10 protein-coding genes are annotated in these 19,814 nt (G+C 42.9%); 5 read left to right on the top strand and 5 right to left on the bottom strand.

Features of this window, described 5'->3' with window-relative positions:
* Window positions 1–110 precede the first annotated feature (110 nt).
* From SJY28_RS10555 to SJY28_RS10545, 3 genes are all read left to right on the top strand, one after another.
* A complete protein-coding gene (locus tag SJY28_RS10555; protein WP_379544416.1) occupies window positions 111–1,373 on the top strand; it encodes a hypothetical protein in 1,263 nt (420 codons plus the stop codon).
* A 69-nt stretch (window positions 1,374–1,442) separates the two neighbouring features.
* Window positions 1,443–3,584 (top strand): DNA polymerase III subunit gamma/tau, encoded by a 2,142-nt coding sequence (gene dnaX, locus SJY28_RS10550; RefSeq protein WP_379544415.1) that lies wholly within the window; start codon window positions 1,443–1,445, stop codon window positions 3,582–3,584.
* Window positions 3,585–3,817: 233 nt separating this feature from the next.
* Window positions 3,818–4,717, top strand: a complete 900-nt coding sequence (locus SJY28_RS10545) for a LysR family transcriptional regulator (protein WP_057760292.1) — start codon at window positions 3,818–3,820, stop codon at window positions 4,715–4,717.
* A 127-nt stretch (window positions 4,718–4,844) separates the two neighbouring features.
* Here the strand turns inward: SJY28_RS10545 and SJY28_RS10540 are convergent, their stop codons facing one another.
* Together SJY28_RS10540 and SJY28_RS10535 are read right to left on the bottom strand one after the other, a co-directional pair.
* On the bottom strand, window positions 4,845–6,026 hold the full coding sequence (locus SJY28_RS10540) for an aspartate aminotransferase family protein (protein ID WP_379544414.1): 1,182 nt from the start codon (window positions 6,024–6,026) through the stop codon (window positions 4,845–4,847).
* 40 nt (window positions 6,027–6,066) lie between these two features.
* Entirely contained in the window at window positions 6,067–6,258 is a 192-nt protein-coding gene (locus tag SJY28_RS10535) for a DNA gyrase inhibitor YacG (RefSeq protein WP_261869527.1), read from the bottom strand.
* Between the two features lie 189 nt (window positions 6,259–6,447).
* Between SJY28_RS10535 and SJY28_RS10530 the strand changes: the two genes are divergently transcribed.
* Window positions 6,448–7,122: an SAM-dependent methyltransferase gene (locus tag SJY28_RS10530; protein WP_379544413.1), complete on the top strand. Its 675-nt coding sequence runs from the start codon at window positions 6,448–6,450 to the stop codon at window positions 7,120–7,122.
* A gap of 134 nt (window positions 7,123–7,256) precedes the next feature.
* Here SJY28_RS10530 and SJY28_RS10525 read toward each other — a convergent pair whose 3' ends face one another.
* Both SJY28_RS10525 and purD read right to left on the bottom strand, forming a co-directional pair.
* Complete coding sequence (locus SJY28_RS10525; protein WP_379544412.1) at window positions 7,257–8,651, bottom strand: ABC1 kinase family protein; 1,395 nt, start codon at window positions 8,649–8,651, stop codon at window positions 7,257–7,259.
* Between the two features lie 449 nt (window positions 8,652–9,100).
* A complete protein-coding gene (gene purD / locus SJY28_RS10520; RefSeq protein WP_379544980.1) occupies window positions 9,101–10,417 on the bottom strand; it encodes a phosphoribosylamine--glycine ligase in 1,317 nt (438 codons plus the stop codon).
* 458 nt (window positions 10,418–10,875) lie between these two features.
* Between purD and SJY28_RS10515 the strand changes: the two genes are divergently transcribed.
* Window positions 10,876–15,723 (top strand): NAD-glutamate dehydrogenase, encoded by a 4,848-nt coding sequence (locus SJY28_RS10515; RefSeq protein ID WP_379544411.1) that lies wholly within the window; start codon window positions 10,876–10,878, stop codon window positions 15,721–15,723.
* 118 nt (window positions 15,724–15,841) lie between these two features.
* Here the strand turns inward: SJY28_RS10515 and SJY28_RS10510 are convergent, their stop codons facing one another.
* Window positions 15,842–19,786, bottom strand: coding sequence for an AAA family ATPase (locus tag SJY28_RS10510; RefSeq protein WP_379544410.1), 3,945 nt, complete (start codon window positions 19,784–19,786; stop codon window positions 15,842–15,844).
* Window positions 19,787–19,814 lie beyond the last annotated feature (28 nt).

The raw sequence follows: 19,814 nt of genomic DNA, 5'->3' as shown, positions 1-19,814 counted from the left end.
GTTTGCTTGCTATAAATCCAAACTGATACTTAACTCAGCATAAAAAGCTTTTGCTCATTTTCACAGAATGGGTATAAGCTTTTTTATGACATATCGTTTATAGAGGTATTATGGATATTCAGCAAGCATCACATGCGCCATGGCAAAAAATGATTCAGCAATGTTTTTTATCATTGTATGAGTTGCCTGATGACAAAATCACTGACTCTGATCATTTTCAGGGTTATGATTTTGTTTTTGAGTTTTCCGGCGCTACTATTTATTTGCTCGTCAATACCGTCGTGATGCAGGCAAATAAGCAAGAAGTGGATAATGCTAAATTTCGTGAGTGGAGAAAAGAAGTTGTTAACCAACTTATCAAACGCCACGCTCAGATTTATCAAAAAAACGATAGCCTAGTTGTAGATAGAAGTGCCGTGACAACTGATAAAGCGGTTTATTTTATCGGTTTAACATCATTATCTATCAATCATCAAGACGATCAATCGGGCCATTCATCTTATGCAGTTGGCTACGAATATGGCAGTCGGTTTTTTGCAGAAGACTGTGTTTTAGACTTAGATGATGAGCAAAGTATCCTACAAGTCTTTAGTCATCAAAACTTCGTTGATATCCTCAACCAGTTGGTTACTCCAAGTGATTTGACAACCTTTTTGGATTTTCATCGTCGTCAACTATCTAACTTTGCATCATTTCAAAACGAATCAACATTACTTAAACAGTTTCTACAATCACCTGACTTTCACCAACGAGCGATTAGGGTGCAAGAGCAGCTAATTGATAACGAGTTAATTGAGCAAGTTGAATTACGCTTACTTAAAGCAGTAGAGCCGAATCAGACTGTGTATGCCGATGCCTTAATGGCTGAGATGCAAAAAAATACTGGAATGTGGTTCAAGCTGTTCAACAGTGTGCTTGAGCGTTATTATGAAGCAGGTACACCTTTACCAAATGATCAGGTTGATATTTTGGTAGATGAGTCAATGTATACCTATGCATGTCTAGTAGAAAAAATCTTAGCTTATAGAACCATGGATCAAGACTCGCGCTGGAATGGTTATGTCCGTCATGAGCATTCTTATCATGTATTTGGACGCCATTATCTCATGGTGTTTTATGCGCAAGACGATAGCAGTTCGCTGAGCGCAGAGAATGTTCGGCTCTCTTATAAAGATTTATTGTCAGATACCAATGTCCAGTTACAGGAGCCTGTAATGGATGATTTGTTTTTACTGGGCGTAGAGTTTCGGCCATGTGAAGACAGTGTAAACACTGAGGTTTATCTGGATATATTTCATCAAGCAGGCTCATTGATTGATGAAAGTACTCAGCGCTTATATGACCGACTGGCCCAACTTCAAGCTCAGTTATAATCTGAACATAGTATGATTCATTAACCCGACGCTTCCTTTATATTTGTATTATTTACATTGGCATTTCTTATGACGCAGCAATATCAAGTTTTAGCTCGCAAATACCGACCAAAAAACTTTCACGAGTTGATTGGGCAGACGCATGTGTCTCAAGCGCTGATTAATGCGATTGATTATAATCGTTTGCATCACGCTTATCTGTTTACAGGTACACGCGGTGTGGGTAAGACGACGATTGCGCGTATTTTATCTAAATGCTTGAACTGTGATACAGGTATTACCAGTACCCCTTGCGGCGTATGTGATAACTGTTTTGCTATTGATCAAGGGCGTTTCATTGATCTTATTGAGATTGATGCCGCTTCTCGTACCAAGGTCGAAGACACGCGTGAGCTATTAGACAATGTGCCTTATGCGCCAAGCCAAGGACGTTATAAGGTCTATCTGATTGATGAAGTACATATGCTGTCTACGCACAGCTTTAACGCACTATTAAAAACGCTAGAAGAGCCACCTGAGCATGTGAAGTTTTTATTAGCGACTACTGATCCACAGAAGCTACCAATTACGATTATTTCGCGCTGCTTGCAGTTCGTTCTACGCCCATTACCTCAAACGTTACTTAGCGAGCACTTGGCAAATATCTTGACCAAAGAGCAGGTAGGCTATACTCAGCCAGCGATTTGGCAGTTAGCAAGTGCAGCCAAAGGTTCTGTACGTGATGCGTTATCATTGACCGATCAAGCCATTGCTTTTGGTCAAGGCGCACTGGATGATGCGACTGTCAATGCAATGCTTGGTCTCATTGATGCTGCTGACTTAGTACGCTTGATCACAGATATTTATAATCATGATAAGTCTGCTGTTGCTGCTCATATTGAGCAAATGCGCGCGCAAATGGTCGATGCGACTAGTATGTTTGATGGGCTTGCTGAACTGTTACATCAGTTGGCATTAACTCAGCTGTTACCTGAGGTCGCTCTCAATGTTAATGAGGCGCAAGCAAAAGATATTTATACGCTAGCTCAGCATATTAGCCCTGATGTCTTGCAGCTGTATTATGAGATCGTTGTACAGGCACGTGAAGGTGTCAAGCTTGCAAGTACGCCGATGCAAGCGCTTGAGATGTGCATTTTACGATTACTAGCGTTTCGTCCTTTACCAGTCGATGAAGTCTTGAGTAATATTTACGATAGTCATGGGTCTGCTGCCAAAGTACCAGCTATAGAACCAGTTTCTTCTACATCAGCTCCAGATGATATTACACATGAAGCATCAGCACCGCCGCCAGAGCTTTATAGTGTTGATTATCAGACACCAAGTCATGATGAGCTGCAAAGCGGTATTGATGATAATGACAATTTAGCGCAGTCAGTTAATAGTGCTATGCCTGAACCAGTTGTTGAGCCTGAACCAGTTGTTGAGCCTGAACCAGTTGTTGAGCCTGAACCAGTTGTTGAGCCTGAACCAGTTGTTGAGCCTGAACCAGTTGTTGAGCCTGAACCAGTTGTTGAGCCTGAACCAGTTGTTGAGCCTGAACCAGTTGTTGAGCCTGAACCAGTTGTTGAGCCTGAACCAGTTGTTGAGCCTGAACCAGTTGTTGAGCCTGAACCAGTTGTTGAGCCTGAACCAGTTGTTGAGCCTGAACCAGTTGTTGAGCCTGAACCAGTTGTTGAGCCTGAACCAGTTGTTGAGCCTGAACCAGTTGTTGAGCCTGAACCAGTTGTTGAGCCTGGCGCAAATGATTCTCAGTTAACAGCACACTCTGATGAAGACCCACGCACATTACTGCGTTGTCCACCTCAAGAACTGACAGGCGAGTGGAACCCAGAAAAGTGGGACTACTGGTTACAAACTGCTCGTGAAAGCGAGGTATTAGCACAAGATGAGCTAGCACTAGCACGACAAGGGACAATGACTGGTCAATGCAATGGCAAAGCCACGTTTTTGACCAGTGTTGATAGTAAGCATTTGCAGGTCACTTTTCAGCAATTGGCAGCTAAGCTACAACAGCAATTTACACAAGCTGACATTGACTTGAAAATTGATAGTAGTATCATGCAGACCGAAGATAAAACCCCAGAGCGCCGACAGAAAAAACGTTTAGAGCAAGCGAAAACCGTTGCTGAAACGAAATTACTAAAAACACCAGTAATGCAGTATTTAACTGAACGTGGTGAGGGGAAAATGGGTAAAGTACAGCTGTATTGAGATTTTAGAGCAGTGATTGCTCAAAATATCTAAAAGTATATTTATATATTGAACGTAGTTTTATATTAAATATCAAGGTGATAGCAATATATCACCTTGATATTTTTGTTTTTATTACGGGTCAAAATATATTTATCAAACAAGAGAGAACCATTTGATAACGATAAGATGAATCCAAAGTCGTTATAATGGTTAAGTTATATTAAAAACTGAAATGACGTTTAGGTGAGAATATGTTGGATAATTTACGCGGTATGGCTGTGTTCGCCAGTGTGGTCGGACATGGCTCTTTTAGTGGCTCAGCACGTGAGCTAGGTATTACAACCAGTGCAGTCAGTCAGCAAATTCGTTCATTAGAGAACGAGCTTGGCGTGGTGTTGCTACATCGCTCAACTCGTAAGCTAAGCTTAACAGAAGCTGGTGAGAGCTTTTATGAAGCGGCAAAAGATGTCGTCAGTGCAGCGGAGCAAGGGCGTATTAAAGTTAATCAATTGCGTGATGAGCTAGCAGGTAGCTTGCGTGTATCGACCACTCCTGAGCTTGGTGTTAATCATATACTGCCAGCACTCTCTACTTGGATGGCTGCACATGATGATTTAAGCGTCACCTATCTAGCTGACAATCATTATATTGATATGATTGATGAGCGTATTGATATTGCTATTCGCATGAGCCCATCGATTAATGACTCTAGTCTGAGCAGTCATCCATTGACTGATGTGCGCCAACTATTGGTTGCTTCACCTCAGTATTTGCGTCAGCATAGTAAGCTAAATACGCCTAAAGACTTGGCTGAGCATCAACTGATCTGTATTGAAATCATGAAAGATGCCAATCAGATCGATATGATTCAGACTGAAACTGGCAAAAAAACGCGTGTTAAAATGAACTCACGTATCTATACCAACAACGTATTCATGGCAACGACGTTGGCTAAAGAAGGTCATGGTTTGGTTAGAATGTTAGAAATGGATGTCAAAAAAGAGCTTGAGAGCGGTGAGCTGGTCGAAGTGTTGACTGGCTATCAGTTACCAAGCTTTGTGCTATATGCGGTCACTTTAAATCGCGACCAACAGCCAGCCAAAATCACTCGTTGCCTAGAAGTACTAAAAAAATACTTCCATGCAAATTAAGTGTTGTTCTCACTACGCACGAAACGTTTTTAGTTAGCAATAAGCAGTAAGCAGTTAGCAAAAAGCCTATAGATAATGAATCATCTATAGGCTTTTTTATTGTCTGTTATTAACGTTGAAACATACTTTAAAATGATGGTTTTAACAGATTGATTAAACGCTCAGCGACTTGTGTGCTTTCATCACGGCTCATGTTAAGCGGCGGTAGCAAACGTACAACATGACCACCCGTCACATTGATGATTAGCTTTTGCTCATCACGAGCACGATCCACCAGTTGACTACAATCCATGTCTTCAGGTAACGCGATACCAATCATCATACCTGCACCGCGACTGCTAACACCATGTTGGCCAAATGTATCAACGATACTTTCTCTGATAAATAAACCCTCAGTCACTGCGTTTTCCATGATATTACTATTTGCTAGCACGTCATACACGCTATGTACCACACGGCTAGCCAATGGCGTGCCACCATAAGTAGAGCCATGACTACCAGCGCCAAACAAACCATTGGCACGGCCACGTACCATGCACGCACCGACTGGGAAACCATTGCCTAGACCTTTGGCTGTCGTCAACACATCAGGGCGAGCGTTACTGTGTTGATAAGCAAAGTATCTACCAGTACGACCATTACCTGTTTGTACTTCATCTAGCATAAATAGCCAGTTATGAGCGTCACATTCTGCTTGTAGCTCTTCAAGATAAGTGAAGCCATTGGCTGCAGTATTTAGGCCGCCTTCGCCTTGGATCGGCTCTACAAAGATAGCGCAGATATCATCATGTTCTTGAGCAGCTTGTTTGACAGCTTCGATATCGCCAAATGGCACACGAATAAAGTCTTCATCTAATGTATAAAACCCTTCTCGCGCTTTTGGATTTGCAGTAGCTGACAAAGATAATAACGTACGACCATGGAACGATTGCTCCATCACGATAACTTTTGGACGTTTAAAACCTTGCTTGTACGCGTATAAACGTGCCAGTTTTAATGCAGCTTCATTGGCTTCGGCGCCGCTATTGGCAAAAAACACACTGTCCATTTGAGCGGCGGTACATAGTATCTCTCCAGCACGCTCTTGCCAATCAATGCCAAACAAGTTGCTTGTATGAATTAACATACCTGCTTGCTGCTGAATCGCGTCAGTGACTTGTGGATGACAGTGTCCTAAGCCGCATACCGCAATACCAGTCAAAGCATCTAAGTAAGGCGTGTCATCTTTGGTATATAGCCAACTGCCTGCACCGCGTGTAAAGCTGATTGGTTGACGATTATAAGTGGGCATCAGGTAAGTAGCAGACATGTAAAACATCCTTGGTATAATAATTGAGTAAAAGTGTGGGTTATAGCTCGTCAGAAAAAGGCGTGGTTTCTGCAGGTAAGGTGTAGTCTTCGTTTGCCCAAGCACCTAAGTCGATTAGCTTGCAGCGACTGCTACAAAACGGCTTATATTTATTGTCTTGCCAGGTCGTCTGGGTGCCGCAACGTGGGCAAGGGTAGGTCTTTGGGGGCGTATTTGCAGTAGAGTCAGTCATAAGAAAAGAGAGATGTCCTAAATGTTATTAGTATTGGTTGCATACGGCACGAGCATAAAACGCATCCGTCATTTAAATGACGACGAAACGAGGCGTACTCGCTATCGCTGTATTACTATTCAATTGGATTGACTATATAATAGCATGGGGCCGAATAATGACAAAAGACAAATGCTTTAAGGATAGTAGATGACCGACAATATTGATCTCACGCATCAGCAAGAGCGTGCCTTTCAACCACAAAAACTGTCAGCACCGCGTGACTTTATTATTCCAAATATCATCAATGACAATAAAAATGAAAAACTGTTGGTGTTAGAGATTGGGGCAGGGAAGGGTAAGCATGCACTTAGCTTTGCCGCACAAAACCCTGATAAGCATTTGATAGCTATTGAACGCACGCGTAATAAATTTGAAGCGTTCTCAAAATTAGCCACTCTACAAAATCTATCAAACCTAGATGCGATTCATGCGGATGCGATTGCCTGGACAGTGCATGCCATTAAACCAAACAGCTTGGCTAAAATCTTCATTCTTTATCCCAATCCTGAACAGCACAATCCAAATCAGCAATGGCTGAATATGCCTTTTTTTGAGTTTCTATTATCACGCTTGCAGGTGGGCGGAGAAGTGGTATTAGTGACCAATATTGAATCCTATATGGACAATGCAGAACACCAAGCAACTAAAGTATGGTGTCTACCATCAACACGTTCTCGAGTACCAGTGACCAGTCAGCGCACTCATTTCGAAGTGAAATATCTTGCACGACAAGAAGTGTGTTGGGAGCTAAGTATTCGTAAGCCAAAATGGTATAAAACAAGATTTGATGATTGGCAGGTAAGTGCTATAAGCGAAAAATAATAGCCTAAGTAAATATAGGGCTTATGTCAGTGCTATACAATAAAGGTAATAGTATTAAATACAAAATAGCCTAAGCAAATAAAATTAAAACAATAAGAAGCCGTCACTAAAGGACGGCTAAAAATTTGCACATTTTATAAATAAGGTTTTACGAGGCTGTTAGAGTTGGTATGCGCATCTAAAACAGTTAAAAAGGTATATGCACCAATAAACTTGCGGCTAATAAACATGAATTCTTTTGGTGGTAGATTAAATTCAAAAGATTGCATTGCACGTGTGGCCGTAGTGGATAGGCGTGAATGTAGTTTACTGTTGGCCCAAATATAGCGATTCTGTTCATCTAAACATTCGCTAGGGATATTAGTGTTTTTCTCAGGGTCACTAAAAGGCTCGGTAGCAAGCAAAAATAACGAAGCAATATCTGAACGTACTTTATTACTCATGCTATCGAAAAAGTCATATCCTTTCATAGCAAGGCTCATTGCTTGCTGATCATGGCGATATCCTGCGCGTAGTAGACCACGGGCAATCGTTAACAAGTTGCCATCGAACTGACGAATCGCTCCAAAATCTAGCAAAACCAATCTATCGATATCTTCTTCGTTTTCGCTCACACGCACCAAGTAATTACCAAAGTTGGGATCTGTCTGCATTTCACCCCATACAAAAATCTCTTGCATCATGATTTCAATGGCCGCTTGACCAATGGCATTGCGGCGTTCATGAGGTAGTAATTGTAATGCTTCCGAAACTACAGTGATACCTGGCTCGTATGACATGCATAGCAAACGTTTTTTAGAATAAGTGCGATTAATCTTAGGCACGATATAGCGAGGATCATCGATTAAACGCTCGTAAAAACGTTCTGTCGTAGCCGCTTCCGCTTCATAATCAACTTCGTGATGGAGTAGGTCACGTATTTCCTCAAACCAAGCATCGAGTGCGCGTGTTTGAGGGACGATATTACTTACTTTTAACAATCGTTTGAACAAGGCAAGATCAGAGTTGATAGCATCTGCCACACCTGGGTACTGAATTTTTAACACAACTTGTTCGCCAGTGGCGAGTATGGTCGCACGGTGAACTTGAGCAAGAGAAGCAGTTCCGATGGGGACAGGATCAATGTCTAGCTCGTTTAGTTTATTGCCCAGTAACTGGCGTAATGTTTGCTCAATCGTTGGCCAAGTCAATGTCGCCGTGTCATCATTAAGGGTTTGCAAAGCACGTGTGATCTCTGGCGGCAGTATATGCTCACCATAAATCGCTAGCATTTGACCAATCTTGACGACCGAACCTTTCAATTTACCTAGCTCTGATGCCAGATAATTTGCCTGCGTTTCCATAAACGCCTGATTGCGTGCAGTGCGTGCTTCTTTGTTTAAGAACATGCCAGACACGCTATTACCCGCCCAACGACGACCAATATTCAAAGAGGTTTTCGCAATCGACATACGACGATCAAACCCTGAGGTTTTTAGGCTATCGATTGATTGCTTGTTGCTAAAAGGTTTAGACGTATCATTTGCCATAAGTATAATCATTCATCCAATTGGTATTGATTTGCGGGTTCGAAACCTACAATACAAGGGAGACGTGATGCACAGGTACAAAATTGTATCATATAAAGCGCGTTGGTTTTATGAGCCTGAGCTGGCCATTGATAGTTACTTTGTAAGCTAATATCTAACGGTAACTATTGATAAACAGGTGCTTGCTAGTTTGAGTATAATTAATAAATAGCTAGATTTTTCTAGCAAGTTAACTGACTATTAAAACTTAGAAAAATCTATTTATAGCCAATAGATTAGTATTAAAAAGATACTAAAAAATAAGACCTAGCATGATGCTAGGTCAAATAATGATTTAGAGCTATAAAATACAGAAATACTATTAATCAAATGTATTGAGCAAAACCTTCGCGTTGTCTAAAATATTGCCCAAGACGTTAATCAATATGTCTCTTGGGATGCCTTAGCTGCTAAGCATTTTCGCGAGTGATGGCATGGTGACCAATATCACGGCGGTACTGCGCACCATCGAAGCTAATAGCAGCAGTAACTGCTAATGCGGCTTGCTGAGCATCAGAAATACTATCTGCTAACGCAGTTACACATAAGACGCGCCCGCCGTTTGTGACGACTTCTTTATCATTATCGTTAGCAAATGCCGTGCCAGCATGGAAAACTTTAACAGCTTTGTCGTTGTTAGGATCTAGTTCTGGCAAGCCAGCAATCACATCACCTTTAGACGAAGTTTCAGGGTAGCCTTTTGATGCGACAACGATACCTAGAGCAGGGCGCGCATCCCATTTGGCTTCACTAGGTAATTGACCTGCCAGACCTTGTGCGACCAAATCGACCATTGATGACTGCAAACGCATTAAGATAGGCTGCGTTTCAGGATCACCAAAACGGCAGTTAAACTCGATGACATATGGGTCGCCTGCCTTATCAATCATGAGACCAGCATATAAGAACCCAGTATAAGGATGGCCTGCGTTTTTCATGGCATCGACTACTGGTTGAATCACTTGCTGTATGACTTTGTTATGAACATCGCTGGTAACAACTGGAGCAGGGGAGTAAGCACCCATGCCGCCAGTGTTTGGACCAGTATCACCTTCAAAAGCACGTTTATGATCTTGGCTGGTTGCCATTGGCAAAATGTTGTCACCATCAATCATACAAATAAAGCTGGCTTCTTCGCCCTGTAAAAACTGCTCGATGACCACGCGGCTGCCAGCATCACCGAACTTGTTGTCCGCTAGCATATCGTCGATAGCTTCATGTGCTTGTTCGATCGTTTCAGCAACGATGACGCCTTTACCTGCAGCAAGACCATCTGCTTTGATAACGATAGGCGCGCCTTGCTCATCGACATAGGCTTTTGCAGCGACTGCGTCGGTAAAACCTTGATAAGCAGCGGTTGGGATATTGTTTTGCTCCATGAACTCTTTAGCAAAAGTTTTTGAGCCTTCTAACTGTGCACAGTAAGCTGTTGGGCCCCATGCTTTGATACCTGCATCACGACAAGCATCAACAATACCCGTAACCAAAGGCGCTTCTGGACCAACAATTACCATGTCGATATCGTTATTTTGACAAAAGTCGATAACAGCACTATGCTCGCCTGCGTCAGCGTCGGTAGACTCTAGCGTAACGTTTTGGCATTTAGGCTCAAGGGCGGTGCCAGCATTGCCAGGAGCGATGTAGACATTTTTTACATTGTCATCTTTTGCACATTGCCATGCCAATGCGTGTTCGCGACCACCTGAGCCAACCACCAAAATATTCATCATACCTTTTGCCCTTAGCATTAAAGTTAATAATGAGCGAGTCGTACGCTCGTAAATATGTTGGCATATTCTAACAAAAAAACGCCTTCAATTACCATGAGTATCCGCCTGCAAGCACCGAATCATTCATATCGACGTCCAAAACCGCATTGTCTCATTAGTAAAGGTTATCGACACACCGCTGATTCATGAAATGATGTTGTACACTTTAGCTCGCGCCTTATGTGCGTTACACTTCACTATATTGGTAGTATTAAATTCTGATGGCTACATATTAATAAAAAATAAGAGCAAAAAAGGAGAAAATTTCTAACTGTTATAAAAATAAAATAAGTCGCGTGAATGGAAATACTGCACCGTTGCACCAATGATGAATATGCAGTAACAGTAGTCAATCTAAATCGATAAACTTAAATAAATAAATGTTAAACCAAATCTATAAAAAAAGGACGCAGGAAATGCCAAACTCCCTCAGTATCGCAAAAGAGCGCATTAGCCAGATAAGCGATATTGCTACCAGTTATGTACAAAAAGACAAATCGCTATTTGATCATTTTATTCATAGCTATTATCAGCCGCTGCATCAAGAAACTGCAGAGGCGATTAGTAATGCTGACTTGGCGGGCATGGCGCTACATCACTTTACACTACTCAAAGCTTACGACGGCAGCAAGCCGCAGCTGACAGTACTAAACCCAGCAGCAGAAGAGCAGCACTTTCACAGCTCGCACACTGTCATTCAAATCGCAGCTTATGATAGACCATTCTTAGTTGATACGATTTTGATGAGCCTAGAAGCTGAAGGTATCGATGTTCATCGTACTTACAACATCATCATCAGTGTTGAGCGTGATGACAATGGTGCTATTACCCATATCGAAGGCGCACATGAAAGTGCCACTTCACATATGTCATTGATTCATTGTGAAATTGCTTACCAAGACAACGAAGACTTGGAAGCACTGCAAAAAATGCTGATGTCAAAAATTGACACGCTTGATACGGTCGTTGGCGACTGGAAACAGATGCGTGCGCAGTTGAACGATATCAAAACTGAGCTTTCTACTAAGCCGCTACCAGAAGTATTCTATTCACAACAAGAAATCCAAGCATTTTTAGATTGGATCTTAGACGATCACTTTATATTCTTAGGATATCGTGAATACCGCTTGGAAGGTGGTCAGTCTATCGAAGTGACTTCTGAGCCGACCGATTTGGATTTATTCGCAATCGGTAACAGTGGCCTTGGTCTATTACGTGGTTCTGAAAAAGACAAGCTATCTGAAAGCTTTAGCCAATTACCTAAAGGCTTAAAGCAATTGTTGACTGAGCCACGCGTGTTAATGCTGTCTAAATCAAGCCGTGTATCACCTGTGCATCGTTCAGTATATATGGACTTTTTGGGTATTCATAAGTTCGATGATAACGGTAATCTAATTGGTGAATACCGCTTTATCGGTTTGCTAACGTCACAAGCCTATCAGCTGACTGTACAGCAAATACCGCTATTGCGCGAAAAAGCCAATAAGATTATGGCAATGGCAGACTTGCCACGTGACGGTCACGCTCATCACAAGATGATGCATGTGATTAATACTTTGCCACGTGATGATTTGTTCCAAGCCAGCGTCGAAGAGCTATACCCAATTGTTTCGGGCATTACTCAACTACAAGACAAGAAGAGCTTACGTCTATTTAGTCGTATCGACCATTATCAGCGTTTTGTCTCGTGCTTGGTCTATATCCCGCGTGATAAGTTCAACACCGAGCTACGCATTAAAGTACAAAATGTCCTAAAAGATGCTTATAACGGTATGTCTTCAGGGTTTACCACTGAATTTAATGAATCTGCGCATGCTCGTGTGCACGTCCACGTACGTACCGTGCCTGGTCAAGTAAATGACGTCAATATCGCTACACTTGAAGCCAAATTATCAGCACTCATGCAATCATGGGATGATAATTATCAAAAAATGCTACTCGACAATGTGGGCGAACAACAAGCCAATGCTTTAAATCGTCGCTTCTTAAACTATATTCCTGCTGCCTACCAAGAGCGTTTTGATGCTCGTACCGCAGTCGAAGACACGAAACGTCTGGCAGGACTGACCGCAGAGCAACCAATGCTTTGGCACTTATACCAGTCGACAGGCGATGCACGTAACCAGCTTCACCTAAAGCTATACGGTCGCGAGCAGCCGGTTATCTTGTCAAAAGTATTACCAATACTTGAAAACTTTGGTGTGTCAGTTATCTCAGCACAAACTTATGAGTTTGACTTGCCAGAGCAACCTATCTGGATGCAAGAGTATGAGCTGACCTTAGAGCATGTCGATACGGTCAATATGCAAGTAGTGCGTGGTCAGTTCGAAGACAGCCTCAAGCAAATCTGGGCAGGCCGAGTGGAGAGCGACTCATTTAATGAATTGGTACTAACGACCAAGCTCGATACTTATGATGTCGTCGTATTGCGTGCATTGTCTCGCTATATGCTGCAAGCACGTGCCCCATTCTCTAGTGCTTATATTCAGCAAACTGTGGTCAAAAACAGTGATATCAGTGTCGCGTTAGGTAGTTTGTTTGACGCACGTATGAATCCTAAGTATAGCGAAGAAGAACGTCAAGAAAAGGCTGCTACCATTCAAGAGCAAATCACAGCGGCGTTAGCAGATGTGGATAGCCTGGATGAAGATCGTATCTTGCGCTGGTACTTAGATTTGATCAATGCAATGGTACGTACCAACTTCTATCAAGTCGATAGTGATGGTCAACGCAAAGATCGTCTGTCATTTAAGTTCTTGGCAGCAGACATTCCAAACTTGCCTAAACCAAAGCCAATGTTTGAGATATTTGTGTATTCACCGCGCGTCGAAGCTGTGCACTTACGTGGCGGCAAAGTCGCTCGTGGTGGTCTGCGCTGGTCAGATCGTATGGAAGATTTCCGTACTGAAGTACTTGGCCTTGTCAAAGCACAGATGGTCAAAAACGCAGTAATCGTCCCTGTAGGCTCTAAAGGCGGCTTTATTGTCAAAACCAAGAGCATGGCTGATGGTCGTGAGGCATTCCAAGCAGAAGGTATCGCTTGTTATCAGACATTCTTACGCGGCATGCTTGATGTCACAGACAATATTGTAGATGGCAACATCGTCCCGCCAGCCAACACGGTACGCCATGATGAAGACGATCCGTACTTGGTTGTCGCAGCAGACAAAGGTACAGCTACTTTCTCTGACATAGCCAACGCGCTAGCAGCAGAGTACAACTTCTGGCTAGATGACGCCTTTGCATCAGGTGGTTCAGTAGGGTACGACCATAAAGCAATGGGTATCACAGCTCGCGGTGGTTGGGAGTCGGTCAAACGTCACTTCCGTATGCGCGGTATGGACATCCAAAACCGTGATGACTTCACCGTTGTCGGTATTGGTGACATGAGTGGGGATGTATTCGGTAATGGCATGCTGCTATCAACGCATACTAAGCTCGTTGCAGCCTTTAACCATTTGCATATCTTTATTGATCCTAATCCAGATACGGCAGCCTCGTACGCTGAGCGTGCACGCTTATTTGAGTTACCACGCTCATCATGGGCAGATTATGAAGCATCATTGATCAGTCAAGGTGGTGGTATCTTCTCACGCCAAGACAAAACCATCGCTATCAGTCCTGAGATGAAATCGCTCTTCGATATCAGTGAAGACAGCCTTGCACCAAATGATTTGATCAGTGCGTTACTACGAGCACCTGTCGATCTTATCTGGAATGGTGGTATCGGTACTTATGTCAAAAGTGCAAACGAAACACACGCTGACGTGGGCGACCGTGCGAATGACTCGCTGCGTATCGATGGTAATGAGCTACGTGCAGCCGTCGTTGGTGAAGGTGGTAACTTAGGTCTAACTCAGCAAGGTCGTATCGAGTACGCTCAAACGGGCGGACGTATCTATACAGATGCAATCGATAACTCAGGCGGTGTTAACTGTTCGGATCATGAAGTCAATATCAAAATCCTACTTGGCAAAGTGGTCGAGCAAGGTGATATGACGCTGAAGCAACGTAATGAGCTGCTTGAGAGTATGACTGACACCGTAGCAGAATTGGTACTGCGTCAGAACTACTTGCAACCACAAGCCATTGAGCTAAGCCATATCCGTGCCGCAGCCAACCTGAGCGATCATCAGCGTTTTATTCAGATGTTAGAGAGTGAAGGGCGTCTTGATCGTGCGATTGAGTATCTACCATCAGACGAAGAGATTGCGAAGCGCCAAAAAGCGGATACTGGTCTGACCAATCCTGAGCTAGCAGTAGTCTTGGCTTATGGTAAGATGTGGGTTTATGACAATCTACTACTATCTGATTTGCCAGATGATCCGTACTTTATCAATGAGCTACGTAAGTACTTCCCAGATGAGCTTGCGTCACGCTTCTTTGATGAGATGACTGAACACCGTTTGCATCGCGAGATTATCAGTACTTACTTGACCAACAGTGTGGTCAACCGCTTAGGTATCGAAGCGCTGTTCCGTCTCTTTGAGGAAACCGATCAATCACTAGCTACTATCGTGCGTGGTTATGCGATTAGCCGTGATGTATTCAATGTATCGCGCGCTTGGAAAGCCCTTGAAGCCCTAGACAATCAAGTTGAAGCGACATTACTGCTGAACCTTGAGCTACGTCTACGTGATTCACTTGAGCGCGGTGTGGTCTGGTTCATCAATGCCTTTGGTCAAAACTTGCAAGTCGCTGATATGATTAGCCGCTTCAGTGAAAGTGTAGAAAAACTGACCAAGCCAAGTGGTTTTATCGAGCAGCAATTTGCCCAATATCTGCAAGAAGATACCAAACGCTTGATGCAGAAAGAGCTGTCTGATAATGACGCTACGCTATTTGCGATGCTACCGTACCATGTCGATGCGCTTGATGCTGCATTGCTTGCTGAGCAATACGAACGTCCTGTCGATGAAATTGCAACTTTATACTTTGAAGCTTATCAAGTGTTGCAATTAGACTGGATGATGGAAAATATTGCCAGCCTACCACAGCAAGATTATTGGGATCGCCGAGCTCGCCATGCGTTAGTGAACGAGCTGTCACGCAGCTTGCGTCTATTGATGGATGTGGTACTCTCAAAACCAGATGCTAAGCAAGCATTTAGTGAATGGAGAGCAAGACACGGCGATCAGCTTGCAGCAGTCACTACAGAGATGAACAAGTTAGATGAGCTGCATAGCAACGAGGAAGAAGGTCAAATCGGTCTTTCAACGCTGTCGGTATTGATGAGTGAGCTGAGTGGTTTAGTTACTAAATAACGAAGTAATATCAACCCGAAACTGTCTCACAAAAAACCACCGTTCTTAATGTTCGGTGGTTTTTTATTGTCTAAAAGAAATGGTTTAATTGAAAGTATTAAGTAGTAAAGTGATTAAATTATGATGCTTTTTCACTGACGACTTTCTGACAGCCTTGGCCACTGATTTGACTAAAGCCACCAGAGATTTTTTCTACCTTAATTTGGGTAAGGATACGCTCTTTGAGTGCCTGAACATGGGAGATGATACCGATAATTTTCCCCTCTTGTTGTAAGCTGGTCAAAGTGTCGAGTGCAATATCTAACGATTCTTCATCAAGCGTACCAAAGCCTTCATCCAAGAATAGCGAATCTACCCGTATGTTTTGACTGGCCATTTGAGACAGTCCTAATGCTAAAGCAAGACTGATGATAAAGCCTTCACCGCCCGATAGATTCTTGGTACTGCGAATATCACCGCCCTGATAATTATCAATGACATTCAGCTCTAATGCGTTGTCTGTATCATGAATAAGTAAATAACGGTCACTCATTTTCCCTAATTGTTTGTTGGCATGGTCAATCATCACCTGAAACGTTAAACCTTGGGCAAAGGTACGATATTTTTTACCATCCGCAGAGCCGATTAATTCATATAACTGTTGCCAAACTTGCATGGTTTCTTTTTGTGCTGCAATAGCAATGCCTTGTGCACTTTGAGCGATTTTCTGTGCTTCGTTGGTTTTGAGCTGTTGCTCGATCGCTCCCAGTATGCCAAAGCGTGTGTCTATCTCTATTTGTAGTTGTTGCTGCCTACCTGCCAGCACCTCTTTAGACTCCTCAGTTAAAGGGCTCGCCAGCTGTTCATCCAATACGTTTTGAGTAGCCTGCAGCTGTACTTTGGTTTGACTGAGTGCTTGCTCAATGCTCAACTGGCGAGCTTTTAAGTCGTCACGAACCTCTTTTGGTAGTCGTGCCTGCTCAAAATCTGCCTCGCTCGCAAACTGTGACTGTAGTAGTAAATTAGAAAAAGTAGTCTGCTGATTATCAAGAGTTGCGATGGCCGTGTGAAGCTCACTTGCTAGTTGCTGCTCGCGTAATTGTAATTGTTCGAGCACTTGTGCTGCGCTGTCTGTTTGTCGTTGCGCATTTGTCGCATGGGTTTTTGCTGCGTCTAACGCAGCTTGTAACCTCTTACTCTCGCTATCAGGGTCTTTATCTGCAAACAGATAGTGTCTATCAGCCTTTAATTGTTGATGCGCATCTGTTTTTTTCGAAATACTATTTTCTAACTCTTTCAGCGCGTTGTCGTCACTTGCTAGATGCTGTTGCTTGGTATCAATTTGCGCGCTGACACGGCTTAAGTCGTTGCTTAGCTGATTTTTCTGTTCTTTTATTTCATTATAAGTTTGTTTTAACCCTCTTAGAGCGCCACTTTGTTGGCGCAATAGTTTGATATGATTGTCACAATCAGTCTTGGATAATACTGCTGATGTCTCAATGCTATGATGCAGTTGCGTGAGTGCTGCTTGAATATCTGCGGCGCTATATGTCGTATTCAAAGACTCTTTGTATTTATCAGTATCATACTTATCTACTAATGACGACACTGTCGCCATAATGGGCGTAATCTCAGAAAAATTGGCTTCAATCTGGTTGTCTATTCCTGCTATTTCTTGTGATATAAGCCTAATGTCAGTAGTCAAACTATTAAGGTTATCAGTTAACGATTGCTGCTGTTTTTCATCGGTGTCAATTGTGTGGCTCAGCGTAGCTATACTGTCGGCTCGGGCATCATAATCCATGAGGACGTCTTGAATCGATCGCTGTTGTCGCTCAATCTGCTGCTGGGTATTATTCAGCAAAGCGATAAAGCGCGTAATGTTTGCGATATCAAAAGCAGTCTCACTACTAAAAAAATCACTAATGGTAGTAAGCCCAGATGTAATGGCGGTCAGCGTATCGGTATACGTATTTTGAGGACTGAGTAACGAGACCAACACAGATTGAATATCACTCGCGACGTCTTTGGCTTGCTGTTGTAGCGTCTCTGCTTGCTGCTGATTGCTACGCAAGGCTGCTTTCGTGGTGGCTTGTTCAAGGTTATAGGTCGCTAAAGTGTGTTCTAAATCTTCAATGCGTGTGGTCAGCTCCGTAATCTGCTGCTGCGTTCTCTGGGTTTGAGACAGCTGATCTTTATCAGTAGTCTGACTATGACCATCTGTATGCTGGTCTAGCAGTGGATGGTTTTTTGCATAAGGATGTTCATGCGCACCGCAAAGCGGGCAGGGCGTGCCATCTTCTAACTCTATGATATAGTCTTCAAGCCTAGCGACCTTTTGTAGTAGCTGTAGATGCGTCTGCTGTTCTTGTCGTTTTTCCTTGGCATCCTGAATATCAGATTGATTACGTGCAATCAAACCCTCTAACTCGTTTGATTTTTTGTTTAATGTTGGGAATGTTTGTTGTGCTTTACCGATTTGATCAGCTATTTCAGCCAAACGCTGTAGTTTATAACCCACTTGCTCGACTTGATTGCTTATCTGGCCAGCTTGTGTTTGCTCAGCTCGCATACTGGCAATTGACTGATGATTGACAATTTCTGATTGTTGCTGCTGTAAGGTGGTCAGTCGCGTACGCTGCTGGGCAATAGATGATTTACTTGACTCTAATTGCTGAGATAACGTATCAGTGTTGCGTTGCAGCTGGTCAGCCTTCTGACTATAGGCCTGTCTGTCTGCTGATAGGCTAATGTTACTTTCCAATAACGTTTTTAGCCTGCCACAATGCGTATCAAAATTGACCATATCAGTATCAATATCACCCAGCTCTGGGTAATGGTCGAAAAATTCACTTATTTTACTTAGCTGTTTTTTAACGTCGTTTTCAGTTTTTTGGTGTGCTTCTATTTGTTGACGTAAGTTCTGCATGCTAATAACGAGTGCACTTTTACGTTGGTTGTCGTCTGCTAACAATTGAACTTGCTGATTGATTTCGCTATCAAGGCCGCGAACTTTTGCGATAATTGGAAAAGTGTCGTCAAGTACCGTTGCTGCTTGGTTCTCATTAGTAGTGGCAGCGTTTAATGCTATAGTTACTTGGTTGCAAAGCTGCTGTTGCAATGGCAGTTTTTGTGCGATTTCGGCTTGTTCTGTACGTAAGTTTTGCACGTATTTTCGGCTATAGAGTAACTCTTTAAATGGGCTATCAATCTCCAATGCTTTATTGGCGGCATCTAAACGGCTGGCCTCTGGCACAAAGTCTTTCTGTGCTTTTACAGCCTCGGTCATGAGCCCTTGATAATGAGTCAGGTCGCCCTGTAAATCTGTTATTTTATTTAGCCATTGCAGCTGCTCGCTCACGGTTTTAAGAGTTGCTCGCTGCACAGTCTGTTGTTGCTGATGAGTGCTCAGCTCTGCTTGCAGTGTTGCCTCATCTTTCTCACTTAATAGTGGTAAGCTGTCGATACCTGCTTGCAGTTTGGCGAGCTGGTTCTCCTCATATCGTTTTTTTTCAAACACGTTTTTAGATATCTGCGCATAAATTGCTGTGCCGGTTATTTTTTCCAAAATGGCAGCTCTATCAGCAACATCAGACTTTAAAAATGCTGCAAAACTGCCCTGAGCCAACATAATAGACCGAGTGAATTGATTGAAATCCATACCAATTAAGTCTTGAATATAAATTGCAGTTTTTGACTTCTTCTCTTCCAATACTTTGGTAGTGTGGACATCACTAATCTCATGTTTGATAGGTAATAAGTTGCCTTTGGCTTTTTTGCGCGCCCGATGCTGATACCATGAGCAGCGATAGTGTTTATCAGAAATTTCTATTACCACTTCGGCAGAGCACTCACCTGTGCCTTGGGTCATCATCTCATTGGTTGAGCCAGTAATGTCGCCCAATCTAGGAGTTCGGCTATATAGTGCCAAACAAATCGCATCCAAAATAGTGGTCTTGCCAGCGCCTGTTTGCCCTGTAATAGCAAAAATACCCTCATTAACAAACGCGGCATCGGTAAAGTCAATGTGCCATTCGCCTTTTAAAGAGTTTAGGTTTTTTAGTCGCAGTTCAATTAGTCGCATGGCAGGGTCTTATCGTTATTAGATGGCT

This window comes from Psychrobacter sp. R86515 (assembly GCF_042466315.1).
GTDB lineage: Bacteria > Pseudomonadota > Gammaproteobacteria > Pseudomonadales > Moraxellaceae > Psychrobacter.
The sequence above is the reverse complement of the archived record's forward strand: the minus strand, read 5'-3'. Positions and strand labels throughout refer to the sequence as shown.

Coding starts and splice junctions, on each gene's coding strand:
- SJY28_RS10515 (WP_379544411.1), top strand. CDS start 10,876: ATGCCAAACTCCCTCAGTATCGCAAAAGAGCGCATTAGCCAGATAAGC.
- dnaX (WP_379544415.1), top strand. CDS start 1,443: ATGACGCAGCAATATCAAGTTTTAGCTCGCAAATACCGACCAAAAAAC.
- SJY28_RS10540 (WP_379544414.1), bottom strand. CDS start 6,026: ATGTCTGCTACTTACCTGATGCCCACTTATAATCGTCAACCAATCAGC.
- SJY28_RS10535 (WP_261869527.1), bottom strand. CDS start 6,258: ATGACTGACTCTACTGCAAATACGCCCCCAAAGACCTACCCTTGCCCA.
- SJY28_RS10525 (WP_379544412.1), bottom strand. CDS start 8,651: ATGGCAAATGATACGTCTAAACCTTTTAGCAACAAGCAATCAATCGAT.
- SJY28_RS10555 (WP_379544416.1), top strand. CDS start 111: ATGGATATTCAGCAAGCATCACATGCGCCATGGCAAAAAATGATTCAG.
- purD (WP_379544980.1), bottom strand. CDS start 10,417: ATGAATATTTTGGTGGTTGGCTCAGGTGGTCGCGAACACGCATTGGCA.
- SJY28_RS10510 (WP_379544410.1), bottom strand. CDS start 19,786: ATGCGACTAATTGAACTGCGACTAAAAAACCTAAACTCTTTAAAAGGC.
- SJY28_RS10530 (WP_379544413.1), top strand. CDS start 6,448: ATGACCGACAATATTGATCTCACGCATCAGCAAGAGCGTGCCTTTCAA.
- SJY28_RS10545 (WP_057760292.1), top strand. CDS start 3,818: ATGTTGGATAATTTACGCGGTATGGCTGTGTTCGCCAGTGTGGTCGGA.